Source organism: Phycicoccus sp. M110.8, from assembly GCF_032464895.1.
Lineage (GTDB): Bacteria > Actinomycetota > Actinomycetes > Actinomycetales > Dermatophilaceae > Pedococcus.
Genome location: NZ_JAWDIC010000003.1, coordinates 1 through 25,031, shown reverse-complemented (window position 1 = coordinate 25,031; position 25,031 = coordinate 1). Strand labels below are relative to the sequence as shown.

Here is a 25,031-nt window from a genome sequence, read left to right as displayed (position 1 = left end):
ACCCGCCGGTGACCGGACGGCCCCCTGCCGGTCCTCCGTTCGCGCACATCCGGTCCACCCTGCATGTCTCGACCGTCGCGGTGGCCTGCGGCACCGTACATTTGAGCCCGTACACGCGCGGGCAGCCAGAGAGGACCGACGTTGACCACGCCACAGGGGACCCGGGTGCTCGTCGCCGACGACGACCCGGACATCCGAGACCTCGTCGACTTCAAGCTCAGCCAGGCCGGCTACACCGTGCAAGCCGTCCCCGACGGCCTCGCGGCGTGGGAGGCCTTCCAGGAGGAGGCCCCCGCCCTGGTCATCCTCGACGTCATGATGCCGGGGCTGTCCGGTATCGACGTCCTGCGCAAGATCCGCGACAGCGAGACCCCCACCACCCCCGTCCTGCTGCTCTCGGCGAAGTCGCGTGACACCGACGTCGACACGGGGTTCGCGGTCGGGGCGGACGACTACGTCATCAAGCCGTTCAGCCCCCGCGAGCTCCTGCACCGCGTGAACGGGATCCTCTCCCGGGCGCGATGAGCTGGCACACGCTGGTCGTCGCGACGCTCGTCGTCCTCGTGGGCGTCGTGGCACTGGCGGTGGTCGTGGTCCTCACCAAGGTGCTGCGCACCCGGCGTGAGCAGGCGGCCCGGGCCGCCCTCGCCCCGTACCGCCTCCACCTCGTGGCCCTGGCCGCGGGGGAGGACGAGGACGGCAGCCACCTGCAGGCGCTCATGGAGGCGCCCGCCGCCGTCCACGGCGTCGTCGACGACGCGGTCGTCGAGTTCCTGCAGAAGGTCCGCGGGGCGCCGACCGACGAGCTCTCCATGGTTCTGCTGACCCACGGCGCCCTCGAACGCGCGCCGCACCACCTGCGCAGCCGCAGCGAGCGCGAGCGGGCCCGCGCCGCGCAGATGCTCGGCCTGTGCCGCGTCGGGAGCGCCCTGCCGCTGCTCATCACGGCGTTGCAGGACTCCTCGCTCGAGGTCCGGGTGGCCGCCGCCCAGGCGCTGGGCCAGCTCGGCGAGCCGACCGCGGCAGCGCCGCTGCTGGCGGCGGTGGGCGCCGAGCACGGCATACCGGCCGGCATCGGTGCCGACGCGGTGAGCAGCCTCGGCGTCGGCGTCGCACCGGCACTCGTGGACGCCCTGGGATCGGGCAGCTCGACCACCCGCACGGTGGCGGCGTACGTCAGCGGCGTGGGGAGCTTCCGCCGCAGCGTCCCGGCTCTGCGCGAGCTCGTCCGGTCCGACCCCGACCTCACCGTCCGGGAGACCAGCGCGACGGCGCTGGGCAACATCGGCGCGGCCGACGACGTGGAGGTGCTCGCCGAGCACACCGGCGCCGCGCACCCGCTGCCGCTGCGGCGCATCTGCGCGGAGGCGCTCGGCGCCCTCGGCGACCCCGCCGCGGTCCCGCACCTCAGCGCCCTGCTCTCCGACCCCGACCCGCGGCTGGCCGAGATCGCCGCCAGCAGCCTGCTGGAGCTCGGGCCACGCGGCCGGGCGGTCGTCGCCCCGGTCGAGGAGGAGGAGGCCCGCACGGCGCAGGAGGGTGCCTGGGACGACCGGCGTGGCCTGCCGGTCGCGTCCGCCGTCACGGTGGCCGCGCTTCGGGACGGCGTGCCCGACCCGCTGGGGCAGGGTTCGACGGACGCCCCGGGGAGCGCCCGGTGACCGACTTCCTGGAGTCGCTGCGCCCGGGTGTCGTGTGGCTGCTGGAGGTCACGACGGTCCCGGTGCTCGTCTACTTCGTCCTCATCAACTCCTCCTACCTCGTCACCATCGCGCTGGCAGCCCTGGAGATCCGGGCCCAGCGCCGCCGTGACGAGGCCGGCGTCCAGACGATGGGACGGTCGCTGACGCCGGGGGTGTCGGTCCTCGTACCGGCGCACAACGAGGAGGCCGGGATCGTCACGTCGGTCAAGGCCCTGCTCTCGCTGCGCCACCCGCGCCACGAGGTCGTCGTCGTCGACGACGGCAGCACCGACCAGACGCTGGCCCGGCTCGTCGAGGCCTTCGACCTCGTGCAGATCCCGCGGGTCCTGCCCCAGGACGTCCACGTCGAGGCCGCCCTGCGCGGCGTCTACGTGCCCCGCGACGGGCGCACGCGGCTGCTGGTCGTGACCAAGGACAACTCCGGCAAGACCGAGGCGGTCAACACCGGCATCAACGCGGCCACCGAGCCGCTGGTCGCCGTCATCGACGCCGACTCCGTGCTCGAGCCCGACGCCCTGCTGCGGGTCGCCCAGCCGTTCTCCGACGACCCCACCCGCATGGTGGCGACCGGCGGCACCATCCGCGCCGTCAACGGGTGCCGCGTGGTGTCGGGGCGCGTGGTCAAGGTCGGCCTCCCGCGCACGTGGCTGCCGCGGATCCAGGTGGTCGAGTACTTCCGGGCGTTCCTGCTCGGCCGCACCGGCTGGTCCCGCCTCGGTGGCCTCATCCTCATCAGCGGTGCGTTCGGCCTGTTCCGCCGCGACATCCTGGTGGAGGTCGGGGGCCTGGACCACACCAGCATCGGCGAGGACTTCGAGCTCGTGATGCGGATCCACCGGCACCTGCGCGACGAGGACCGGGACTACCGCGTGCAGTTCGTCCCGGAACCGGTCTCGTGGACCGAGGCGCCCTCGACCTTCCGCGTGATGCGCAACCAGCGCCGTCGCTGGCACCGCGGGCTGTGGGAGACCCTGTGGGCCTACCGCGGAATGCTGCTGCGCAAGCGGTACGGCCGGGTCGGCTGGGTCGCCCTGCCGTACTACTGGCTGTTCGAGCTGGTCGCGCCGCTGCTCGAGGCGTACGGCATCGTCATCCTCCCGCTCGCGCTGTGGCTGGACGTGGTGGACGTGCCCTTCGCGCTGCTGTTCCTCCTGCTCGCCTACGGGTATGCCGTCTTCGTCACCCTGGCCGCCCTGGCCGTGGAGGAGTGGGCCTTCCACCGGCACGAGCGCTGGCGGGACCTCGGCCTGATCCTGCTGTCCTCGGTGCTCGAGAACGTCGGGTACCGCCAGCTCACCGTGTGGTGGCGCCTCGAGGGCTGGTGGGCCAGCCTGCGGGGGCGCAAGCAGGTGTGGGGCGTCATGACGCGCACGGGGTTCGAGGGCGGCGACACTCCGTGACGAGGGGTCCGGGCCGGCGTCGAGGAGGGGCGGGCCTGGCCAGCCGGTCGGTCGGCGTGCAGGTCCGCGTCCTGGCCGGGAGCCTCCTCGTGGTCCTGCCGGTGCTCTTCGGCCTGGTCTTCGCCCAGCTGGTGCACCAGAGCCAGGCCGCCTCGGTGCTCACGCTCTCGCTCGGACCGGCCTTCGAGTTCAACAACACCGCGCTGCTCGACATGACCGAGGCGGAGGCGGGGTGGAGCCAGGAGGTCAACGGCGCCGTCCCGGTGATCCGCTACCGGCTCAAGGAGGACATCGTCACCGCGGACCTCGACCGCGTGGCCGGTGCCATCGCCTCGGACTCCCTCGACGACTCCCGCCGCGGCCGCTACGCGCCCCTCCTCGCGACGCAGCGCTCGGCGGTCCGGGCCTGGTTCGAGGCCGCCGACCGGGCCGAGGCCGACCTCGGCCAGTCCCTGTCGACCACGAGCACCGCGGAGGCGGACGCCATCCGGGCCTACCGGGACGTGCGCGACAGCAACCGGGCCCTGGCCGCCGCCCTCCGGACCGAGCGCGACTCCGCCCGGCGGGAGGTGCGCGCGTCCTCCGGCACCGCCACCGCGCTGCTCGCCGTGGCCGTGGTGCTCACGACCGTGCTGCTGGCCCTGTGGGGGATGCTGCTGCGGCGCTCGGTCTCGCGTCCGCTCGAGCGGCTGCGCTCGGTCGTGGCGCGGCACCGCGACGGCGACCGCGACGCCGCGGCCGACGACACCACCGGGGCCGCCGAGGTGCGCGGGCTGGCGGCCGACTTCAACGGACTGACCCGGGCCAACCTCGTCCTCCAGGAGCAGCAGGCCTCCGTCCTGCTGCTGCACCAGCTCGCGCTCGACGTCGCCAGGGTCGTCCACGACGCCCCCGACATCGACTCCGCCGTGTATGCCGTGTGCGCCATGCTCGGGGAGGGCCTGGGGGCCGACCGGGTCCTGCTCTACACCCACGACGAGGAGGGCAGGGTCGACCAGCGCACCCAGTGGCGCCGGTACGACCTGCCCGACCTGCCGCCGCTCCCGCCGTCGCTCGGTCAGGAGGTCGCGCTGGTCAACGAGGAGCTCCGCGGGGCCGGCACGTTCTTCGCCGTGCCCGACTTCCTCGAGCCGGTGGTGCAGGAGCAGGACCGGGCCCGGCGCTTCTACCGGGCCACCGGGGCGCGCAGCCTGCTCATGGTCCCCCTGGGGGCCGGCCAGCGAGGACTCGGCGTCCTGTCCGTCATGATGGTCGACGGCCCCCGCCGGTGGCGCCGGCACGAGATCCAGGCGGCCCAGCAGTGCGCCGGGTACGTCGCGCAGTCGATCGTCTCGCTGCGGCTGCGCGAGCTGCAGGACGACCAGGTCACCCGGCTCACCGAGCTCGACCGGCAGAAGACGGACTTCCTCGCGACCGTGTCGCACGAGCTGCGAACCCCGCTGACCTCGATCGCCGGCTACCTCGAGATGCTCGAGGACGGCGACTACGGCGAGCTCACCCGTCCCCAGCTCGACGCCCTGGGCACGATCCGGCGCAACGCCGTCCGGCTCCGGGGGATGATCGAGGACCTCCTCGTGCTCAACCGGATCGAGGCCTCGGGCGTCCAGCCCAGCCTGCAGGACGTGTCCGTCGCCCGCCTGCTCGGTGGTGTCGTGGAGGTGCTGCGTCCCAGCGCCGCGGCCGCCGGGGTCGAGCTGCAGCTGGCGCCCGTCGACCCGGGTCTCGTGGTGCGGGTGGACCAGCAGCACATGGAGCGGACCTTCATCAACCTGGGCTCCAACGCCGTGAAGTTCACCCCCGCCGGCGGGCGGGTGGACCTCTCGGCCCGCGCGGACGGGGAGCGCGTGGTCGTGACGGTGTCCGACACGGGGATCGGCATCCCGGCCTCGGAGCAGGCGAACCTGTTCCAGCGGTTCTTCCGCGCCAGCAACGCCACCCACAAGGCCATCCCCGGCACCGGCCTGGGGCTGGCCATCGCCCGGTCCATCGTCGCCGGGCACGGCGGGGACCTCGAGCTGGAGTCGGTCGAGGGCAGGGGGACGACGATCCGGGTGCGGCTGCCCCTCGTCGGCCCGGTCCCGGCGGGGAATGCCGCCCGCCTCGACGCCGTTTAGGAGAAGGTGCGCCACGTCTGGCACACTTGACCGCTGACCGGTTCACCGCAGCACGGGCAGATCCCGCGGACCCGGCCACACCGACTCAAGGAGCACGCTTTGAAGAAGGACATCCACCCGGAGTACGTCGCCACCACGGTGACCTGTACCTGTGGCAACACGTTCGAGACCCGCAGCACCGCTGCGAACGGCGCCATCCACGCCGAGGTCTGCTCGAACTGCCACCCGTTCTACACCGGCAAGCAGAAGATCCTCGACACCGGTGGCCGCGTGGCCCGCTTCGAGGCGCGCTACGGCAAGAAGGCCGCCAAGTAGCTTCCGCGATGCGCCGGTCCCGACCTCCACGGTCGGGGCCGGCGCATTTGTCTTCCCGAGAGACGTCTTCCCGAGAGACACCTTCCCGAGAGACACCCCCCACCCGCCGCCGCGCCGTCGCCGCGTGGCCACCCCCGAGACCGGAGAGCATCGATGCTGGAGTCCGCCGCCGCCCTCGTCGAGGAGCACGCCGCCCTGGAGGCGCAGCTGGCCGACCCCGCCGTCTTCGGCGACCAGGACAAGGTGCGCCAGCTGAACAAGCGGTATGCCGCGCTGGCGCCCACCGTCGCCGCGTACCACGCGTGGCACGCGGCCCGGGACGACCTGGCCGCCGCCCGCGAGCTCGCCACCGAGGACGCCTCGTTCGCCGACGAGGTCCCCGCGATGGAGCAGTCCCTGGCCGCTGCGGAGGAGAAGCTGCGCCGGCTGCTCGTGCCGCGCGACCCCGACGACGACCGCGACGTCATCCTCGAGGTCAAGGCGGGCGAGGGTGGCGACGAGTCGGCCCTGTTCGCCGGCGACCTGCTGCGGATGTACCTGCGCTACGCCGAGCGCCGCGGCTGGAGGACCGAGGTCATCGACGCGACGGAGTCCGACCTCGGCGGCTACAAGGACGTCCAGGTGGCCATCAAGGCCAAGGGCACGCCAGAGCCGGGCGACGCCCCGTGGGCGCGGCTCAAGTACGAGGGCGGGGTGCACCGCGTCCAGCGCGTGCCCGTCACCGAGAGCCAGGGCCGGATCCACACCTCCGCCGCGGGTGTCTGGGTCATGCCGGAGGCCGAGGAGGTCGAGGTCGAGCTCGACCCGAACGACCTCAAGATCGACGTCTACCGCTCGTCCGGCCCCGGCGGGCAGTCGGTCAACACGACCGACTCCGCCGTGCGCATCACGCACCTGCCGACCGGTGTCGTCGTCTCCTGCCAGAACGAGAAGAGCCAGCTCCAGAACAAGGAGTCGGCGATGCGGGTGCTGCGCGCACGGCTGCACCAGCTGGCCATGGACGAGGCCGCGGCCGCCTCCGCCGAGGCGCGCAAGAGCCAGGTGCGCACGGTCGACCGCAGCGAGCGGATCCGCACCTACAACTTCCCCGAGAACCGCATCTCCGACCACCGGACCGGGTTCAAGGCCTACAACCTCGACACGGTCCTCGACGGCGAGCTCGACCCGGTCGTCCAGTCCGCTGTCGACGCCGACGAGGCTGCCCGCATGGCCGCCGTCGCCGAGGGGTGAGCACGCTCCGGGCGGAGGTCCTCGCCGCCACCCGTGCCCTCGCGGACGCCGGCGTGCCGTCGCCGGAGGCCGACGCGCTCGCGCTCGCGGCGCACGCCCTCGGCTGCGAGGTCTCCGACGTCCGCCGACGGATGGTGCTGCTGGAGGAGTGCGACGCCGGCGTCGCCGACCGGTATGCCGGGCTCGTCGCCGAGCGCGCTGCGCGGCTGCCGCTGCAGCACCTGACCGGGCAGGCGCACTTCCGCCACCTCACCCTCAGCGTCGGGCCCGGGGTCTTCACCCCGCGCCCGGAGACCGAGGTCGTGGCCGGGTTCGCCATCGAGGCGGCGCGCGCCTGCGGTCCCACCCCGGTGGTCGTGGACCTCTGCACGGGGGCGGGCGCCATCGCGCTCGCGGTGGCCGACGAGCTGCCCGGCGCCACGGTCCACGCGGTCGAGCTCTCGGTCGACGCGCACGCCTGGGCGGCGCGCAACGTCGAGGCGACCGGGCTGCCGGTGCAGCTGCGCCTCGGCGACGCCACCACGGCATACCCCGAGCTCGACGGCACGGTCGACGTCGTGGTGTCCAACCCGCCCTACATCCCCGTCGGGATGGTGCCGCTGGACCCCGAGGTCCGCGACCACGACCCCGAGGTGGCGCTCTACGGCGGCAGCGAGGACGGTCTCGCCATCCCGCTCGCGGTGGCGCGCCGAGCAGCCGGCCTGCTGCGCCCGGGCGGCACCCTCGTGATGGAGCACGCCGACAGCCAGGGCCAGACGCTCCCGGCGGCCCTGCGCCGCACGGGGGAGTGGGCCGACGTCGTCGACCACCCGGACCTCACCGGTCGCCCCCGCGCGACCGTCGCCACGCGCGCCTGACCCTCACGCCACTCTCGCACTCGTGGCCACTGAGCCGCGGTGTGGGCCACGGGCCCCGGGGGCCAGTGGCCCGAAGTCACATTCCCGAGGCGCGGCGGAGCGGAGCCGGGCCCTTAGTCGGGTCGCGGCGCCACCGGAATAGGCTGTGCCGCATGAGCCCGGTCTACGACTGCACCACCGACGAGGGTCGCGCCGAGGGGGTCGCCAAGGCCGCCGAGGCAGTACGCGCCGGGGAGGTGGTGGTCCTCCCGACCGACACCGTGTACGGCGTCGGCGCCGACGCGTTCTCCGCCGAGGCGGTCGCCTCCGTGCTGGCGGCCAAGGGCCGCGGGCGCGAGATGCCGCCCCCGGTCCTGGTCCCCAGCGTCCGCACCGTCGACGGCCTCGCCACCGACGTGCCGGCCTACGCCCGCGACCTCATCGCCGAGTTCTGGCCGGGGCCGCTCACCCTCGTCCTGACCGCGCAGGCGTCGCTCATGTGGGACCTCGGCGACACCAACGGCACGGTCGCCCTGCGGATGCCGCAGGACGACGTCGCGCTCGCGCTGCTCACCGAGGTGGGCCCGCTGGCCGTGACGAGCGCCAACCTCACCGGCCAGCCGCCTGCGACCACGGTCACCGACGCCGCCGCGCAGCTCGGCGCCGCCGTCTCGGTCTACCTCGACGGTGGCCCCACGACGAGCATGGAGGTGTCCACCATCGTCGACTGCACGGGCCCGACGCCTACGGTCCTGCGCGCCGGCGCGATCACCCAGGACCAGATCGACGCCGTGCTCGAGCGCCCGGCGGAGCCCGAGCCGTCCGCCGTGGCGTCCGCGGACGCCACCGGGAGGCCCGGCGAGGACGCCCTAGAGTTGCCCCCGACCTCCGAGCCCGCCGCCGACACCCCGGGAGAGACCCATGAGCGCTGACACCTTCTACGGCTCCGACTTCGGGGCGCTGGAGGCCTTCGACCCGGAGGTCGCCGGTGTGCTCGTCTCCGAGCTCGACCGCATCCGCAGCGGCCTGCAGCTCATCGCCAGCGAGAACATGTCCAGCCCCGAGGTGCTCACCGCCCTCGGCTCGACCCTGAGCAACAAGTACGCCGAGGGCTACCCCGGCCGCCGCTACTACGGCGGCTGCTCTGAGGTCGACAAGGCCGAGAACCTCGCCATCGAGCGGTGCAAGGCCCTCTTCGACGCCGACCACGCGAACGTCCAGCCGCACTCGGGCGCCAGCGCGAACCAGGCGGTCTACGGCGCCTTCATGCAGCCCGGCGACACGATCCTCGCGATGGCCCTCCCGATGGGCGGCCACCTGACCCACGGCACCAAGGTCTCGTTCTCCGGCAAGTGGTTCAACGCCGTCCACTACGGCGTCGACAAGCAGACCGAGGACATCGACTACGCCGAGGTCGAGCGCCTCGCCAAGGAGCACAAGCCCAAGGTCATCCTCGCCGGCGGCTCGGCGATCCCGCGCCTCATCGACTTCGAGTTCTTCCGCAAGCTGGCCGACGAGGTCGGCGCGATTTTCTGGGTCGACGCCGCCCACTTCATCGGCCTCGTCGCGGGCAAGGCCATCCCCAGCCCCGTGCCGTACGCCGACGTCGTCACGTTCACGACGCACAAGGTGCTGCGCGGCCCGCGCTCGGGCGCCCTGGTGTGCAAGGAGGAGCACGCCGCCAAGCTCGACAAGGCCGTGTTCCCGATGATGCAGGGCGGCCCGCAGATGCACACCATCGCGGCCAAGGCGGTCAACTTCAAGGAGTGCGCGACGCCCGAGTACCAGGCGTACGCCAAGCAGGTCATCGAGAACGCGTCTGTCTTGGCAACCGCACTGGGGGAGAAGGGGATCCGGCCCACAACCGGTGGCACCGACACCCACCTGTCGCTGCACGACCTGCAGCGCGTGGGCGTCACTGGCGCCGACGCCGAGGCCCGTGCCGACGCGGCCGGCATCGTGCTCAACAAGAACGCGATCCCGTTCGACCCGCAGAAGCCGAACATCGCCAGCGGCATCCGCGTCGGCACCCCCTGCGTCACCACCCAGGGCATGGGCACCGAGCAGATGCGCACCATCGCCGACCTCATCGCCAAGGCGGTCGTCGAGGGTGACGCCGACCCCGACCACGCGGTCTCCAAGGAGGTCCGCGCGGGCGTGACGGAGCTCGTCACCAGCTTCCCGGCATACCCTCGGGGCTGACCGCCGGCGCAGAGCCCGGACGCCCGGTCCCCGATCCCACCCGAGAGGCACGTGGGTGCGCGAGTACCTCCTGGTCCTGATGGTCGCCGCGGTGGTGACGTATGCCGCGACGCCGCTGCTGCGTGCCGTCGCCGTGCGCCTCGGGGCGTTCACGCCGGTCCGTGACCGCGACGTGCACTCGGCCCCGATCCCGCGCCTCGGGGGAGTGGCGATCTTCCTGGGCTTCGCGGCGTCGATGCTTGCGGCGAGCCACCTGCCGTTCCTCGGCCAGGTCTTCGTCCTCGGGCCCGAGCTCAAGGGCGTGCTCTACGGCGCGGCGATCGTGTGCCTCATCGGCGCGATCGACGACATCCGCGAGATGGACTGGCTGACCAAGATGGGCGGCCAGATGATCGCCGCAGGGATCATGGCGTTCAGCGGCATCCAGCTCTTCCAGCTGCCGATCGGCGGGGTGACGGTGCTGCCCACGCCGATCATGGTGGGGCTCACCGTCTTCGCCGTCGTCGTCTTCACCAACGCCGTCAACTTCATCGACGGGCTCGACGGCCTGGCGGCCGGGGTGGTCGTCATCGCGGCGACGTCGTTCTTCATCTACAGCTACGGCATCTCCCGCACCTTCGACCCGCCGAACGTGTTCTCCTCGGCGACCCTGATCTCGGCAGCCCTCATCGGCTGCTGCCTGGGGTTCCTGCCGCACAACTACCACCCGGCCCGGCTGTTCATGGGGGACTCCGGCGCCCTGCTGCTCGGGCTCCTGCTGGCCGCGGCGACCATCTCGACGACGGGCAACGTCACGCCGTCCCAGGTGAGCACCAACCCGGTCGCGGCCACCCTGCTGCCGCTCGTCGTGCCGCTGGCGATCATCCTGCTGCCGCTCGTCGACATCCTGCTCGCGGTCGTGCGCCGCACGCGCCGGGGGGAGCGGCCCTGGCAGCCGGACAAGCAGCACCTGCACCACCGCATGCTGCAGATCGGGCACGGGCACCGGCGGGCGGTCCTGCTGCTGTGGCTGTGGGCGGCGGTGACGTCCCTGGGGTCGGTCAGCTTCGTCCTGGTGCCCGACCCCCTCGTCGCGGCGATCGGCGTCCTCGTGGCGGTCGTCGTCGCCGGCGTGCTCACGGTCTGGCTGCCCCGCTGGTCCGCGCCCGGCCACCGGCCCCGCCGGATCGCCTGACCTCCGGCCCCGCGGTCGCCTGACGCCGGGCGCGCCCGATGCCCGACGGGCCGCCGCCGCCGGGATCGGCCGATCGGGGCGAGTTCGCCCGATTCGCCCCCCGCGCGACCCCGTCCGGCCGTACGGTGCCCCCGCTCCGTTCCAGGACCAGAGGGGGGACCCACACCATGAGCTCGTTCGACCACACCGCCGCCGACCACGCGCTGCCCGACCGGCCGCAGGCGCCCGCCACAGACCCCGCGCCGGCAGCGCAGCCGGTCGAGATCGTCCCGCGGGGCATCCTCTGGTCGCTGGCCGCGATCCCGCTCGGCATGCTCGCGTCGGTGCTCATCTGGAAGCTCGGCTACATCGCCTCCATCTCCAGCTTCCTCATCGCCGGGCTCGCCACCTGGCTGTACACCAAGGGCGCCCGTGCGGTTCCGCGCCGCGGCCTAGTCGCGCTGGTCGGCGTCATCGTCGCCGGGGTGGTCCTGTCCTTCCTCGCCATCGTGGCGGCGGACATCGTGGACTACCACGGCACCCCCGAGGGGCAGGCCCTCGGCTACCCCTCCGCCCTGGACATGGTCGCGGCCAACCTCTTCGACCCCAAGGTGCTCGGCTCGTACGGGTCCGACCTCGTCATGTTCGTCGTTTTCGCCGCGCTCGGGATCTTCGGCACGTTGCGACGGCTCATGCGCTCGCGCGGCTGACGGCCGCACCGCACGAGCGCCGGCTGGAGCCCCGTCCCGATCTCGGGGCGGGGCTCCCCGGCGTCTGCGTCCGGGAGGATGGCTCGTGGGCGCGGGTTCCCGGGCGAGGTGCCGGGCATGACCGCAGAGATGGTGGGCGGCGTTTGGGCTCGGGAGGGAGCTTGTGATAGCTTTCACAAGCGCCGGAGACGGCGTCCCGACCCTCTTTCGCCAGGCATTCAGCCCCGACGAACCAGGCAGGCCAGACCATGTCGCAGCAGACCACGCCCAGGGGTGACAACCTCTTCCACGTGGTGCTCGGCCGGGCCCTGGTCCCCGCGGCGGTCGCCGGCGTCGTGACGTCGGTCGTGCTCGGCGTCGTCCGCGGCCTCGCCGGGGGAGTGGCCGGCGTCATCGGCGTCGTCATCGCCCTGGCGTTCTTCGCGTCAGGCCTGGTGATGGTCGGCCGGTTCGTCCGCGACCGGAGCGAGCCGATGCTCTTCATGGCCGTCGGCATGGCGGTCTACTTCGCCCAGGTGCTCGTGCTCCTGGGCGTGCTCGTCGTCGTCCGCCGGATCGACTCGTTCGACAGCGTCGCGGCCGGTGTCGCGATGCTCGTCACCGTGCTCGTCTGGCAGGCGGCGCAGGTGCTCGCGTGGCGGCACGCCCGCGTGCCGGTCTACGACGAGCCGGACAGCGGGACGGTGCGGCCGTGAGCGCCGCAGCCCGCGTCGCGGATGGTCGCGCAGGTCGGGTAGCGTACGGGCTGTCGTCCGCCACGACCCCGGCCAGCGTCCGTCCGCGCAGTTCCCGCTGCACTGGCCCCCGACCCGGAGCGGCGGTGCGGCTGCTCGACACTTCACTGGAGGAGAGGCTGTGAGCCTGAACGTGGTGCCCATGCACATTGCGGGAGCCATCCCCGCCGCCGGCGGCGGAGGCGGGTTCGAGACGCCGGGCGTCGCGAACTTCTGGTGGCCCATCCTCCCCGTCAACGGGGAAGGCCCCTGGACCTTCACGCGGCCCGCGCTCGTCCTGCTCATCTCGGTCGGCATCCTCGCGTGGTTCTTCGTCGGCACGAGCAGCAAGCTCTCCATCGTCCCGAGCCGGCGCCAGTTCCTCGTCGAGGGCACGTACAACTTCGTGCGCAACACCATCGGCCGCGACATCATCGGCAGCAAGGACTTCCTGCAGTTCCTGCCGCTGCTGTTCACCCTCTTCACGCTGATCCTGCTCAACAACGTCTTCGGGATCGTGCCGTTCGTGCAGTTCCCGACGATGAGCCGCCTCGGCATCCCGCTGGTGCTGACCCTGATCGTCTACATCACGTACCACACGGTCGCGATCCGCCGGAAGCACGGCGTCCTGCCCTACTTCAAGTCCCTCGTCCCGCCGGGGCTGCCGGGCTGGCTCAAGCCGATCCTGTTCGTGCTCGAGTTCCTCACCTACTTCGTGATCCGGCCGCTCACCCTCGCGCTGCGACTCATGGGCAACATGCTCGCCGGCCACCTGATGCTCCTGGTGTTCATCCTCGGCGGTGAGTACCTCCTGCTGCACGGCGACAACCTCTTCCTGAAGTTCTCCGGCGTGCTGTCCTTCGGCTTCTCGATCGGCATGACCTTCTTCGAGCTGCTCATCGAGTTCCTGCAGGCGTTCATCTTCACCCTGCTGGCCGCGCTCTACATCGCCGACGCGGTCTCCGAGCACCACTGACCCCACAGTCCCGGGGCCCCGGTCCCGTCCGCACCACCAACTGAACACACACCCACGACACCGGGAACCCGTCCCGGTGCCACCGAAAGGATCGAAAATGACCGGCAACATCGCCTTCCTCGGCTACGGCCTCGCCGCGATCGGCCCCGGCATCGGTGTCGGCCTGATCTTCGCCGCCTACATCAACGGTGTCGCCCGCCAGCCCGAGGCTCGCGGAATGCTCCAGACCATCGCCTTCACCGGCATGGCCATCACCGAGGCGCTCGCGATCCTCGGTCTGGTGTTCGCGTTCGTCTTCAAGGGCTGACCTTCCCCTAGTCCCACCCTCCCGAGCTCCAACAGATAGGACGCGATGTGATTACCGCATCCGTGGTTGCCGCCGGGGAGACCGAGAACGGTTTCCCTTCGGGTTTCCCGCTGCTCCCGCACCCGGCCGAGATGATCGTCGGGGTCATCGCCTTCGCGATCTTGTACTGGCTGTACAAGACCAAGGTGGTGCCGCGCATGGAGGAGATGTATGCCGAGCGCACCGCCGCGATCGAGGGCGGCATGCAGCAGGCCGAGGAGGCCCAGCAGCAGGCGCAGGCTGCCCTCGAGCAGTACCAGGCGCAGCTCGCCGAGGCCCGGGCGGAGGCCGCGCGCATCCGTGAGGAGGCTCGCGAGCAGGGTGCGGCGATCGTCGCCGAGATGCGCGGTCACGCGCAGTCCGAGGCGGCCCGCATCACCGAGGCTGCGCACAAGCAGATCGAGGCCGAGCGCCAGCAGGCGGTCGTCCAGCTGCGCAGCGAGGTGGGCCGCCTGTCCACCGACCTGGCCAGCCGCATCGTCGGGGAGTCGCTCGAGGACGAGGCGCGCCAGCGCGGCATCGTCGACCGCTTCCTCGCCGAGCTCGAGGCCGGCGACGTCAAGCCCGAGAAGGTCGGGGAGGGCGCCTGATGCGTGGTTCGTCGCGGGCCGCCGCGCTCGCCGGCAGCAAGGCGCTCGACGCCGCGCTCGCCGGGGGCGTCGACCGCAGCACGCTCGGTGACGAGCTGCTCGCGGTCGCGGCCACCATCGACGGCTCCGCCACGCTGCGCCGTGCCCTCGCCGACCCCTCGCGCGAGGCGGCGGACAAGTCGGCCCTGGCCGAGCGCCTGCTCACCGGCAAGGTCACGCCCGAGACGGTCGTCGTGGTGAAGAACCTCGTCGGCCAGCGGTGGGCCGCCGAGCGGGACCTGCCCGACACCGTGGAGGAGCTCGGCATCTCGGCCGTCCTCGCGGGCGCCGAGCAGTCCGGTCGCATCGACCGCGTCGAGGACGAGCTCTTCCGCTTCGAGCGGACCGTGGCCGCCAACCCCGAGCTTCGCGACGCGCTGACCAACCGCCAGGGCGACGCCACGGCCAAGGCCGGACTCGTCCAGCAGCTGCTCGAGGGCAAGGCCGCACCGGAGACGCTGCGCCTGGCCCGCCAGGCGGTGCTCGCCCCCCGCGGCCGCAAGCTCGACCGGACCCTCGAGGCATACCTCGCCCTCGCCGCCCAGCGGCGCGAGCAGGTGACCGCCGTCGTCACGGTGGCGCACGACCTCACGGCCCAGCAGCGCGAGCGGCTCGCCTCCGCACTGCAGAACATCTACGGCAAGCCGGTGCAGCTCCAGCAGGTCCTCGACCCGCACGTCATGGGCGGCATCCGGGTGCAGGTCGGCGACGAGGTCGTCGACGGCACCGTGCTGCGGCGGCTCGACGAGGCGCGACGGCACATCACCGGGAGCTGACGGCCGCGCGCCGCCTGCACCCCCAACCGACAACGCAGGACACACGACAGAGGTCGGCTCAGCCCGAGCCGGCAGCTGCACCACCAAGGGAGAAGAGAGTCAGATGACGGAGCTTTCGATCCGTCCGGAGGAGATCCGGGACGCACTGGACAACTTCGTTCAGTCCTACGAGCCCGGCGCGGCCTCCCGCGAAGAGGTCGGCCGCGTCGTCGACGCCGGTGACGGCATCGCCCACGTCGAGGGCCTGCCCTCGGCCATGACCAACGAGCTGCTCGAGTTCGAGGACGGCACGCTGGGCCTGGCGCTCAACCTCGACGTCCACGAGATCGGCGTCGTCATCCTCGGTGACTTCTCCAAGATCGAGGAGGGCCAGGAGGTCAAGCGCACCGGCGAGGTCCTCTCGGTCCCCGTCGGCGACGAGTACCTCGGCCGCGTCGTCAACCCGCTCGGCCAGCCGATCGACGGCCTCGGCGAGATCGGCGCCACCGAGCGCCGCGCGCTCGAGCTGCAGGCGCCGACCGTGGTGCAGCGCAAGTCGGTCCACCAGCCGCTGCAGACCGGCCTCAAGGCCGTCGACGCCATGACCCCCATCGGCCGTGGCCAGCGCCAGCTCATCATCGGCGACCGCCAGACCGGCAAGACCACGGTCGCGGTCGACACGATCATCAACCAGAAGGAGTTCTGGGAGTCGGGCGACCCGGAGAAGCAGGTCCGCTGCATCTACGTCGCCATCGGCCAGAAGGGCTCGACCATCGCCTCGGTGCGCGGCACCCTCGAGGCGGCCGGCGCGCTGGAGTACACCACGATCGTGGCGGCCCCGGCGTCCGACTCGGCCGGCTTCAAGTACCTCGCCCCCTACACCGGCTCGGCCATCGGCCAGCACTGGATGTACCAGGGCAAGCACGTCCTCATCGTCTTCGACGACCTGTCCAAGCAGGCCGAGGCCTACCGCGCGGTGTCGCTGCTGCTGCGCCGCCCGCCGGGCCGCGAGGCGTACCCCGGTGACGTCTTCTACCTGCACAGCCGGCTGCTCGAGCGCTGCGCCAAGCTCTCCGACGAGCTCGGCGCCGGCTCGATGACGGGTCTGCCGATCATCGAGACCAAGGCCGGTGACGTCTCCGCGTACATCCCGACCAACGTCATCTCGATCACCGACGGCCAGATCTACCTGCAGGCCGACCTGTTCAACGCCAACGTCCGCCCGGCGATCGACGTGGGTGTGTCCGTCTCGCGTGTCGGTGGCGCCGCGCAGATCAAGGCCATGAAGGACGTCTCGGGCCGCCTGAAGCTCGACCTCGCGCAGTACCGCGCGATGGAGGCCTTCGCGATGTTCGCGTCCGACCTGGACCCCGCCTCGCGCGCCCAGCTCGCCAAGGGCGCCCGCCTCGTCGAGCTCCTGAAGCAGCCGTCCGCCTCGCCGTACCCCGTCGAGGAGCAGGTCGTCTCGATCTGGGCCGGCACCTCCGGCCAGCTCGACTCGGTCGCCGTCGAGGACGTCCGCCGCTTCGAGGCCGAGTTCCTCGACTACCTGCGCCGGGAGAAGAAGGGCCTGCTCGACGCGATCCGCGAGTCCAAGAAGTTCGAGGACGAGACCCGCTCCGGGCTCGAGGACGCCGTGAAGGCGTTCAAGGAGCAGTTCGCCGCCTCCGGCACCGAGAACACCCCCGTCGGCCACGAGGCCGACCCGGGCGAGCTCGAGCACGAGGTCGAGCAGGAGCAGATCGTCAAGCAGAAGCGCTGACGCGGTATGCCGGGTGCGCACCTCGTGCGCACCCGGCACCGCCGGCCACCGGCACACCACCCCCGAACGAGAACCAAGGAGAGGCGGCACAGATATGGGAGCGCAGATGCGGGTCTACCGCCAGCGCATCCGGTCCGTCCAGGCCACCAAGAAGATCACCCGCGCGATGGAGCTCATCGCAGCCTCGCGCGTCGTGAAGGCCCAGCAGCGGGTCAAGGAGTCCTCGCCCTACGCCCGGGCGCTGACGCGTGCGGTGTCCGCCGTGGCGACGTACTCCAACGTCGACCACCCGCTGACCACCGAGCACGACGACGTCCGCCGTGCAGCGGTCCTGGTGGTCACCTCCGACCGTGGTCTCGCCGGTGCGTACAGCTCGTCGGTGATCAAGGAGAGCGAGCGCCTCATCGGCGAGCTCCGTGAGGCCGGCAAGGAGGTCGTGCCGTACCTCGTGGGTCGCAAGGCGGTGGGCTTCTACAAGTTCCGCAAGCGCGAGTACGCCCAGGACTGGACCGGCTTCACGGACCAGCCGACGTTCGACGTGGCCAAGGAGATCGGCGAGGCCCTCGTGGCCGCGTTCAACCAGCCCTACGACGAGGGCGGCGTCGACGAGGTGCACGTGGTCTTCACGCGCTTCGTCAACATGGTCACCCAGGAGCCGGACGTCATCCGCATGCTGCCGCTGGAGGTCGTCGAGGGCGAGGAGGCCCCCGACCCCGACGACGTGCTGCCGCTCTACGAGTTCGAGCCGAGTGCCGAGCAGGTCCTCGACGCGCTGCTGCCGAAGTACGTCGGTGCGCGCATCTACAACTGCCTGCTCCAGGCGGCCGCGTCCGAGCTGGCCTCGCGCCAGAAGGCGATGAAGTCCGCCACCGACAACGCCGAAGAGCTCATCAAGAAGTACACCCGGCTGGCCAACCAGGCCCGCCAGGCCGAGATCACCCAAGAGATCAGCGAGATCGTGGGCGGCGCCAGCGCCCTCGCCGACGCGAGTTGAGAAGGTAGAGAGAAACCAATGACTGCCACTGTTTCTGAGAACGCAGCGGACACGGCCGTGGCCGGCGGCGTGGGTCGCATCTCCCGCATCATCGGCCCGGTCGTCGACGTGGAGTTCCCCGCCGACGCCATGCCGGACCAGTACAACCTGCTCACCACGACGGTCGAGCTCGAGGGCGAGCAGAAGAACCTCAACCTCGAGGTCGCCCAGCACATCGGCGACAACATGGTCCGCGCGATCTCGCTGCAGCCGACCGACGGCCTGGTGCGCGGCACGCAGGTCAAGGACACCGGCGGCCCCATCTCCGTCCCGGTGGGCGACGTCACTCTGGGCAAGGTCTTCAACGCCACGGGCGACGTGCTCAACCTCGAGGAGGGTGAGACCTTCGAGGTGAACGAGCGCTGGGGCATCCACCGCAACGCGCCCGCGTTCGACCAGCTCGAGTCCAAGACGCAGATGTTCGAGACCGGCATCAAGGTCATCGACCTGCTCACCCCCTACGTCCAGGGTGGCAAGATCGGCCTCTTCGGTGGCGCCGGTGTCGGCAAGACGGTGCTCATCCAGGAGATGATCGCCCGTGTCGCCCGTGACCACGGTGGTGTGTCGGTGTTCGCCGGTGTCGGCGAGCGCACCCGTGAGGGCAACGACCTCATGGTCGAGATGGAGGAGGCCGGCGTCCTCGGCCAGACCGCCCTGGTCTTCGGCCAGATGGACGAGCCGCCGGGCACCCGCCTGCGCGTGGCCCTGTCCGCGCTGACGATGGCGGAGTACTTCCGCGACGTGCAGAAGCAGGACGTGCTCCTCTTCATCGACAACATCTTCCGCTTCACCCAGGCGGGCTCCGAGGTGTCCACCCTGCTCGGCCGCATGCCGTCCGCGGTGGGCTACCAGCCGACCCTGGCCGACGAGATGGGTGTGCTCCAGGAGCGCATCACCTCGACCCGTGGCCACTCGATCACCTCGATGCAGGCGATCTACGTACCGGCCGACGACTACACCGACCCGGCGCCGGCGACCACGTTCGCCCACCTGGACGCGACCACCGAGCTCTCGCGTGAGATCGCCTCGCTCGGCATCTACCCGGCCGTGGACCCGCTGACCTCCACCAGCCGGATCCTCGACCGCCGCTACATCGCCGAGGACCACTACAACACCGCGGTCCGGGTCAAGCAGATCCTCCAGCGCAACAAGGAGCTGCAGGACATCATCGCGATCCTCGGCATCGACGAGCTCTCCGAGGAGGACAAGATCCTCGTCAACCGGGCCCGTCGCATCCAGCGGTTCCTGTCGCAGAACACCTACGTCGCCAAGCAGTTCACCGGCATCGAGGGCTCGACCGTGCCGCTGGCCGACACGATCGAGGCCTTCACGAAGATCGCGGACGGCGAGTACGACCACGTCGCCGAGCAGGCGTTCTTCATGTGCGGTGGCCTCGACGACGTCGAGCGCCAGTGGGCCGACATCCAGAAGAACCTCTGACCCAGCACCACAGCGGGTCACAGTGGGGCCGGCCGCTCGGCCGGCCCCACGGCATACCGGCCGCCGGTCCCCGGCGCCGGGTGGATAGAGTGAGAACGTCGCACGACACGTGCCGTACCAACGGAGGATCCCGTGAGCACCCTGCAGGTTGAACTCGTCGCCGCGGACCGCAAGGTCTGGGAGGGCGAGGCGGACATGGTCCAGGCCCGCACCGTCGACGGCGAGCTGGGCATCCTGCCCGGCCACACCCCGTTGCTGGGCGTCCTCGTCGAGGGCGAGGTGCGGATCAAGTCCGCCGGCGGCACGAGCACCGCCACCATCGACAGCGGCTTCCTGTCGGTCGACCGGGACAAGGTCATCATCGTCGCCGAGGCGGTCGACGCCTCGCAGGTCGGCTGACCCGGGGCTGCGAGGGAGGGCGGTTCGCATGTCGCTCGTGGTCTCCGGGGAGATCCTTGCCGGCGTGCTCATCGTGCTCGTCCTCACGGCCCTGCTCTACATCTTCGTACGACGGCGGCTGCTCTCCTCGGGCGCGCCGCTCATGCTCTGCGCCCTCCGGCCCCACGGCGGTACCCAGTACCGCCTGGGGCTGTTGCGGTTCTCGGGCAACGCGCTGGAGTGGTTCACCCTGGTGGGCCCCTCGCCGCGGCCCGCGCGCACCTGGGAGCGGCCGCTGCTCGAGCTCGGCCCGCCCCGACCGCCGGCGAGCCCGATCGCCGGGCTGCCCGAGGCCGTGACCGTCGAGTGCCGGTACCGCACCGACACCTTCGAGGTCGCCCTCGCCCCGGCGGCCTACACCGCCATGCGCAGCTGGCTCGAGAGCTCGCCCCCGGGCTTCAACGTCAACGTCGCCTGACTGCGGCGACGTCAACGTCGCCTGACGGCGTCGACGTCAACGTCGCCTGAGGGCCGCCGCAGCCGGCGTGGCCGCCGCCTCGCGGCTCAGCGCTTCGAGGGTCCCTCGGCCCGTCCGCCACCGGGCTGCCAGAGCACGTCGCCGCCGATCGGCAGGTTGGCGACGCGGGCCAGCACGAACAACAGGTCCGACAGCCGGTTGAGGTACTTCGCCGTGAGCACGTTGACGCCGCCGTGGCCCTTCGTGCCGTCACCGGGCTGGTCGCCGTAGGCGTCGATGGCCGCCCAGGCCGCTCGCTCGGCACGGCGCACGACCGTGGTGGCCACGTGCAGGTGCGCCGACCCCGGCGTGCCGCCCGGGAGGATGAACGAGCGCAGCTTCTCCACGCGCTCGAGGTACCGGTCGCAGTCGGCCTCGAGCTCGTCGACCCACTGCTGCTGCACGCGCAGCGGCGGGAACTCGTACTCCGGCTGCAGCGGCGTGCACAGGTCCGCGCCGACGTCGAAGAGGTCGTTCTGCACCCGCAGCAGCGTGGCGCGGACGTCCTCGGGCAGCTCGCCGGTGGCCAGGGCGACGCCGATCTGGGCGTTCGCCTCGTTGGTGTCCGCGTACGCGAGCAGCCGCACGTCGGTCTTGCTCGTGCGGCTCATGTCCCCGAGGTGCGTGTGGCCGTCGTCGCCCGTGCGGGTGTAGATGCGCGTCAGGTTCACCATGGGAGGAGCGTATGCCGGGGGAGCAGCGGCTCCGCGACGGGCCGGGGCGGGCGCCGTCGGTAGGGTGTGCCGGTGGCCGAGAGATTCCGTGTCGTGGGTGGTGCCAGCCTGCAGGGCGAGGTGCCCGTGTGGGGCGCCAAGAACAGTGCCCTCAAGCTGATGGCGGCGGCCCTGCTGGCCGTGGGCCGGACCCGCCTGACCAACGTCCCGGCCATCCTCGACGTGACCATCATGGCCGAGCTGCTGCGCCGGCTCGGCTGCACCGTCGACTACGACGCCCCGACCGGGGTCGTCGAGATCGACGTCCCGGAGCAGGTCGGCCACCGCGCCGACTACGACCTCGTCCGCGCCCTGCGCGCGTCGACCGCGGTCCTCGGGCCGCTGGTCGCCCGCACGGGCGCGGCCGATGTCGCGATCCCCGGCGGCGACGCCATCGGCTCCCGGGGGCTGGACCTGCACGCCGCCGGCCTCGAGGCGCTCGGCGCGAGCGTGCACGTCACCCACGGCTTCCTCGTCGCCGAGGCGCCGCGCGGCCTCTCCGGGGCCGAGATCCACCTGGAGTTCCCGAGCGTCGGCGCCACCGAGAACGTCCTCACCGCATCGGTGCTGGCGCGCGGGACGACCCGCCTGGAGAACGCCGCCCGCGAGCCGGAGATCGTCGACCTCGCCGAGATGCTCAACTCGATGGGCGCCAGGGTCACCGGCGCCGGGACGTCCGTCGTCGAGATCGAGGGCGTCGAGGCCCTGCGCCCGACCGAGCACGCCGTGGTCGCAGACCGCATCGCCGCCGGCACGTGGGCCTTCGCCGCGGTGGCGACGCGGGGCACCGTCGAGGTGGTGGGCGGCGTCCCGGAGCACCTCACTGCGGCGCTCGAGCTCGTCCGGGCCAGCGGCGCCACGGTCGAGCCGACGGCGCGCGGGTTCCGGGTCGACACCGGTGGCCGGCGCGCGACCGCCTTCGACGTGGCGACGCTGCCGTACCCGGGGTTCCCGACCGACCTGCAGCCCTTCGCCCTCGCCGCGAACGCGGTGGCCGACGGCTCGGCCATGATCACCGAGAACCTCTTCGAGGCGCGGTTCCGCACCGTGCAGGAGCTCAACCGGCTCGGCGCCGAGACCCGCATCGACGGGCACCACGTCATGGTCCACGGCGTCGAGCGGCTCTCCGGCGCCCCGGTGGAGGCCAGCGACATCCGGGCCGGGGCCGCCCTCGTCATCGCCGGGCTGGTGGCCGACGGGGTCACCACCGTGAGCGGGGCCCAGCACATCGACCGCGGGTACGCCGGCTTCGCCGAGGCGATGCAGGGGCTCGGGGCCGACGTCACGCGCGAGCCGGACGACGCCCCCTACCTCTGACCTGCCCTGGTCCGCCTGACGGTCGTGCGGGCCGTTACCGGATCTTGACCATGCCCGGGACAACCGTGGACCCCCGTTCGCCCGTCGGTGTGGGTGAATGTCTGCAACGGACGAGGGGGTTCGCATGTCGGTCAGCAGCGAGGGGGCCCTGCCGGTCGCGGTCCGCGCGGTGGGCGGGGGCCAGGAGGTCGCCATCACCGGGCGCATCGACGTCCACTCCGTGCCCGACGTCCGGCTGCTGCTGCACGAGATCATCGACACCGGGAACGGCGACGTGCACATGCGCCTCGCTGGCGCGGAGATCGGTGACGCCACCGGTCTGGGGGTCCTCGTCGAGGCCTACAACCGGGCCCGCCGGGCCGGCCGCCGCCTGGCCGTCGTCGACATGACCGAGCGCACCGGCCGCCTGTTGCGTGCGTCACGGCTCGACCGCGCGCTCGTGCTCCGCGACGCCGAGGGCGCCGAGCCTGTGGTGGCCGTCACCGCCTGAGCCCCTCCCTGCACGCGCTACCCGCGGGTACGTTCGGCCCATGGCCGAGCCCACCGACGTCCCCGTGCCCGACGCCGCCGCGCCCGCCCGTCCGCAGCGCGACCGTCCCTGGGTCATGCGCACGTATGCCGGCCACTCCAGCGCCGCGGCGAGCAACGCGCTCTACCGCCGCAACCTCGACAAGGGGCAGACCGGCCTGTCGGTGGCCTTCGACCTGCCCACGCAGACCGGGTACGACCCCGACCACCCGCTCGCCCGGGGCGAGGTCGGCAAGGTCGGGGTGCCGATCTCGCACGTGGGGGACATGCGGGCGCTGTTCGACTCCATCCCGCTCGACCGGATGAACACCTCGATGACCATCAACGCGACCGCCATGTGGCTGCTGGCGATGTACCAGGTCGTGGCCGAGGAGCAGGCGGTCGCCGACGGCAGGGACCCGGCGCAGGCCGTGCGTGCGCTCGCCGGGACCACGCAGAACGACATCATCAAGGAGTACCTGTCGCGCGGGACCTACGTGTTCGCGCCGGGGCCGTCGCTGCGGCTGATCACCGACATGGTCGCCTACACGGTGGCCGAGATCCCGAAGTGGAACCCGACCAACATCTGCAGCTACCACCTGCAGGAGGCGGGGGCGACCCCCGTGCAGGAGATCGCGTACTCCATGTGCACCGCCATCGCGGTCCTGGACGCCGTGCGCGACTCGGGCCAGGTCCCGCCGGAGCGGTTCGGCGAGGTCGTGGCGCGGATCTCCTTCTTCGTCAACGCCGGGGTGCGGTTCGTCGAGGAGATGTGCAAGATGCGCGCCTTCGTCGAGCTGTGGGACGAGCTCACCCGGGAGCGGTACGGCGTGCAGGACCCGAAGCAGCGGCGCTTCCGGTACGGCGTGCAGGTCAACAGCCTCGGGCTCACCGAGGCCCAGCCGGAGAACAACGTCCAGCGGATCGTCCTGGAGATGCTCGCGGTGACGCTGAGCAAGGACGCCAGGGCACGGGCGGTGCAGCTGCCGGCGTGGAACGAGGCCCTCGGGCTGCCGCGGCCGTGGGACCAGCAGTGGTCGCTGCGGATGCAGCAGGTCCTCGCGTACGAGTCCGACCTGCTCGAGTACGACGACCTGTTCACCGGGTCCACCGTGGTCGAGGCCAAGGTGGCGGAGCTGCTCGAGGGGGCGCGGGCGGAGATCGCCCGGGTGCAGGAGATGGGCGGGGCGGTGGCCGCGGTGGAGAGCGGCTACATGAAGTCCGCGCTCGTGGCGTCGCACTCGCTGCGCCGGGCGCGGATCGAGTCCGGCGAGGACGTCGTCGTCGGCGTCAACAAGTTCGAGACCACCGAGCCCAACCCGCTCACCGCAGACCTCGACGCAGCCATCCAGACCGTCGACCACGACGTCGAGGTCAAGGCCGCGGAGGCGGTCCGCCGGTGGCGCGAGGAGCGCGACGCCGACCCGGGCCGCCGGGAGCGGGCGGCGGACGCGCTGGCGCGCCTGCGCGAGGACGCGCGTACGGGCACCAACCTCATGGCCGCCTCGCTCGAGGCGGCGCGCGCCGACGTGACCACGGGGGAGTGGGCGCAGGCGCTCCGCGACGTGTTCGGCGAGTTCCGGGCCCCCACGGGGGTCAGCGGCTCCGTGGGCGTGACCGGGGAGGCGGGCAGCGCCGAGCTGCGGGCGGTGCGCGAGCAGGTGCGCCGGACCGGCGAGGAGCTCGGGGAGCGGCTGCGGGTGCTCGTGGCCAAGCCGGGGCTGGACGGGCACAGCAACGGGGCCGAGCAGGTGGCCGTCCGCGCCCGGGACGCCGGGTTCGAGGTCGTCTACCAGGGCATCCGGCTGACGCCGGAGCAGATCGTGGCAGCGGCCGTCGCCGAGGACGTCCACCTCGTCGGCATCTCGATCCTGTCCGGGTCGCACATGGCGCTGGTGCCGGAGATCCTCGAGGGACTCCAGCGGGCCGGCGCGGGCGACGTGCCGGTCATCGTCGGCGGGATCATCCCGGAGGCCGACGCGCGCGCCCTGAAGGAGCTCGGGGTGGCCGAGGTCTTCACCCCGAAGGACTTCGGGCTGACCGAGATCATGGGCCGGTTCGTGCAGGTCATCCGGGCCTCGCGGGGGCTGCCCGCCTCGGCTGCACAGCCGGCCTGAGCCTCCACGAGAGACGGCCGCCCGGGTGGACCCGGGGGAGGACCACGGGGGGGGGGGGGGGGGGGGGGGGGGGTGGGGGCGGGGTCGACCCGGTTCGGGTCGCACTTGGGGCAAAAGGGGGCCCGGGGCCGCCCGCTCGGCTAAGGTGGCCCCCGCGGGGGGGAA

General features: G+C 72.1%; 25 protein-coding genes. 24 read left to right on the top strand and 1 reads right to left on the bottom strand.

Annotation, left to right across the window (positions count from 1 at the left end):
* Positions 1 to 141 precede the first annotated feature (141 nt).
* The 21 genes from RKE38_RS13420 to RKE38_RS13320 all read left to right on the top strand — a co-directional run bounded on the left by RKE38_RS13420 (position 142) and on the right by RKE38_RS13320 (position 20,173).
* Positions 142 to 525, top strand: a complete 384-nt coding sequence (locus RKE38_RS13420; protein ID WP_316007990.1) for a response regulator transcription factor — start codon at positions 142 to 144, stop codon at positions 523 to 525.
* Entirely contained in the window at positions 522 to 1,661 is a 1,140-nt protein-coding gene (locus tag RKE38_RS13415; protein ID WP_316007989.1) for a HEAT repeat domain-containing protein, read from the top strand. The genes RKE38_RS13420 and RKE38_RS13415 overlap by 4 nt, the downstream gene beginning before the upstream one ends.
* A complete protein-coding gene (locus tag RKE38_RS13410; protein ID WP_316007988.1) occupies positions 1,658 to 3,103 on the top strand; it encodes a glycosyltransferase in 1,446 nt (481 codons plus the stop codon). The genes RKE38_RS13415 and RKE38_RS13410 overlap by 4 nt, the downstream gene beginning before the upstream one ends.
* Positions 3,100 to 5,217 (top strand): sensor histidine kinase, encoded by a 2,118-nt coding sequence (locus RKE38_RS13405; RefSeq protein WP_316007987.1) that lies wholly within the window; start codon positions 3,100 to 3,102, stop codon positions 5,215 to 5,217. The genes RKE38_RS13410 and RKE38_RS13405 overlap by 4 nt, the downstream gene beginning before the upstream one ends.
* A gap of 99 nt (positions 5,218 to 5,316) precedes the next feature.
* Entirely contained in the window at positions 5,317 to 5,532 is a 216-nt protein-coding gene (gene rpmE, locus RKE38_RS13400) for a 50S ribosomal protein L31 (RefSeq protein WP_310154980.1), read from the top strand.
* A 153-nt stretch (positions 5,533 to 5,685) separates the two neighbouring features.
* Positions 5,686 to 6,762, top strand: a complete 1,077-nt coding sequence (prfA, locus tag RKE38_RS13395; protein ID WP_316007986.1) for a peptide chain release factor 1 — start codon at positions 5,686 to 5,688, stop codon at positions 6,760 to 6,762.
* On the top strand, positions 6,759 to 7,619 hold the full coding sequence (prmC, locus tag RKE38_RS13390; protein ID WP_316007985.1) for a peptide chain release factor N(5)-glutamine methyltransferase: 861 nt from the start codon (positions 6,759 to 6,761) through the stop codon (positions 7,617 to 7,619). The genes prfA and prmC overlap by 4 nt, the downstream gene beginning before the upstream one ends.
* A 152-nt stretch (positions 7,620 to 7,771) precedes the next feature.
* On the top strand, positions 7,772 to 8,530 hold the full coding sequence (locus RKE38_RS13385) for an L-threonylcarbamoyladenylate synthase (RefSeq protein ID WP_316007984.1): 759 nt from the start codon (positions 7,772 to 7,774) through the stop codon (positions 8,528 to 8,530).
* Entirely contained in the window at positions 8,520 to 9,800 is a 1,281-nt protein-coding gene (glyA, locus tag RKE38_RS13380) for a serine hydroxymethyltransferase (RefSeq protein WP_316007983.1), read from the top strand. The genes RKE38_RS13385 and glyA overlap by 11 nt, the downstream gene beginning before the upstream one ends.
* A gap of 55 nt (positions 9,801 to 9,855) precedes the next feature.
* The gene (locus RKE38_RS13375; RefSeq protein ID WP_316007982.1) at positions 9,856 to 10,974 is read left to right on the top strand and encodes an MraY family glycosyltransferase; all 1,119 of its coding nucleotides are present in this window, start codon (positions 9,856 to 9,858) and stop codon (positions 10,972 to 10,974) included.
* A 167-nt stretch (positions 10,975 to 11,141) separates the two neighbouring features.
* Positions 11,142 to 11,663, top strand: a complete 522-nt coding sequence (locus RKE38_RS13370) for a hypothetical protein (RefSeq protein WP_316007981.1) — start codon at positions 11,142 to 11,144, stop codon at positions 11,661 to 11,663.
* Positions 11,664 to 11,911: 248 nt separating this feature from the next.
* A complete protein-coding gene (locus RKE38_RS13365) occupies positions 11,912 to 12,358 on the top strand; it encodes a hypothetical protein (RefSeq protein WP_316007980.1) in 447 nt (148 codons plus the stop codon).
* Positions 12,359 to 12,518: 160 nt separating this feature from the next.
* Positions 12,519 to 13,352, top strand: coding sequence for a F0F1 ATP synthase subunit A (atpB, locus tag RKE38_RS13360; protein ID WP_316007979.1), 834 nt, complete (start codon positions 12,519 to 12,521; stop codon positions 13,350 to 13,352).
* A 97-nt stretch (positions 13,353 to 13,449) separates the two neighbouring features.
* A complete protein-coding gene (gene atpE, locus RKE38_RS13355; protein WP_310155013.1) occupies positions 13,450 to 13,659 on the top strand; it encodes an ATP synthase F0 subunit C in 210 nt (69 codons plus the stop codon).
* Positions 13,660 to 13,706: 47 nt separating this feature from the next.
* Positions 13,707 to 14,288 (top strand): F0F1 ATP synthase subunit B, encoded by a 582-nt coding sequence (locus RKE38_RS13350; RefSeq protein ID WP_316007978.1) that lies wholly within the window; start codon positions 13,707 to 13,709, stop codon positions 14,286 to 14,288.
* On the top strand, positions 14,288 to 15,103 hold the full coding sequence (locus RKE38_RS13345; protein ID WP_316007977.1) for a F0F1 ATP synthase subunit delta: 816 nt from the start codon (positions 14,288 to 14,290) through the stop codon (positions 15,101 to 15,103). Before RKE38_RS13350 ends, RKE38_RS13345 begins: the two co-directional genes overlap by 1 nt.
* A gap of 103 nt (positions 15,104 to 15,206) precedes the next feature.
* Positions 15,207 to 16,844, top strand: coding sequence for a F0F1 ATP synthase subunit alpha (atpA, locus tag RKE38_RS13340; protein ID WP_316007976.1), 1,638 nt, complete (start codon positions 15,207 to 15,209; stop codon positions 16,842 to 16,844).
* A 94-nt stretch (positions 16,845 to 16,938) separates the two neighbouring features.
* Positions 16,939 to 17,838, top strand: a complete 900-nt coding sequence (locus tag RKE38_RS13335) for a F0F1 ATP synthase subunit gamma (RefSeq protein WP_316007975.1) — start codon at positions 16,939 to 16,941, stop codon at positions 17,836 to 17,838.
* Between the two features lie 18 nt (positions 17,839 to 17,856).
* Complete coding sequence (gene atpD / locus RKE38_RS13330) at positions 17,857 to 19,317, top strand: F0F1 ATP synthase subunit beta (protein ID WP_316007974.1); 1,461 nt, start codon at positions 17,857 to 17,859, stop codon at positions 19,315 to 19,317.
* Between the two features lie 132 nt (positions 19,318 to 19,449).
* The gene (locus tag RKE38_RS13325; RefSeq protein WP_310155030.1) at positions 19,450 to 19,716 is read left to right on the top strand and encodes a F0F1 ATP synthase subunit epsilon; all 267 of its coding nucleotides are present in this window, start codon (positions 19,450 to 19,452) and stop codon (positions 19,714 to 19,716) included.
* Between the two features lie 28 nt (positions 19,717 to 19,744).
* The gene (locus tag RKE38_RS13320) at positions 19,745 to 20,173 is read left to right on the top strand and encodes a DUF2550 domain-containing protein (protein WP_316007973.1); all 429 of its coding nucleotides are present in this window, start codon (positions 19,745 to 19,747) and stop codon (positions 20,171 to 20,173) included.
* An 86-nt stretch (positions 20,174 to 20,259) separates the two neighbouring features.
* On the opposite strand, the gene RKE38_RS13315 is transcribed toward RKE38_RS13320, so the two are convergent.
* The gene (locus RKE38_RS13315; RefSeq protein ID WP_316007972.1) at positions 20,260 to 20,886 is read right to left on the bottom strand and encodes a cob(I)yrinic acid a,c-diamide adenosyltransferase; all 627 of its coding nucleotides are present in this window, start codon (positions 20,884 to 20,886) and stop codon (positions 20,260 to 20,262) included.
* 72 nt (positions 20,887 to 20,958) lie between these two features.
* Here RKE38_RS13315 and murA point away from each other — a divergent pair, with 72 nt between their 5' ends.
* From murA to RKE38_RS13300, 3 genes are all read left to right on the top strand, one after another.
* The gene (murA, locus tag RKE38_RS13310; RefSeq protein ID WP_316007971.1) at positions 20,959 to 22,242 is read left to right on the top strand and encodes a UDP-N-acetylglucosamine 1-carboxyvinyltransferase; all 1,284 of its coding nucleotides are present in this window, start codon (positions 20,959 to 20,961) and stop codon (positions 22,240 to 22,242) included.
* Between the two features lie 124 nt (positions 22,243 to 22,366).
* Complete coding sequence (locus RKE38_RS13305; protein ID WP_316007970.1) at positions 22,367 to 22,732, top strand: STAS domain-containing protein; 366 nt, start codon at positions 22,367 to 22,369, stop codon at positions 22,730 to 22,732.
* 115 nt (positions 22,733 to 22,847) lie between these two features.
* Positions 22,848 to 24,866 carry a protein meaA gene (locus RKE38_RS13300; RefSeq protein WP_316008344.1) on the top strand — a complete coding sequence of 673 codons (2,019 nt, stop codon included), beginning with the start codon at positions 22,848 to 22,850 and terminating at the stop codon, positions 24,864 to 24,866.
* Positions 24,867 to 25,031: the final 165 nt, after the last annotated feature.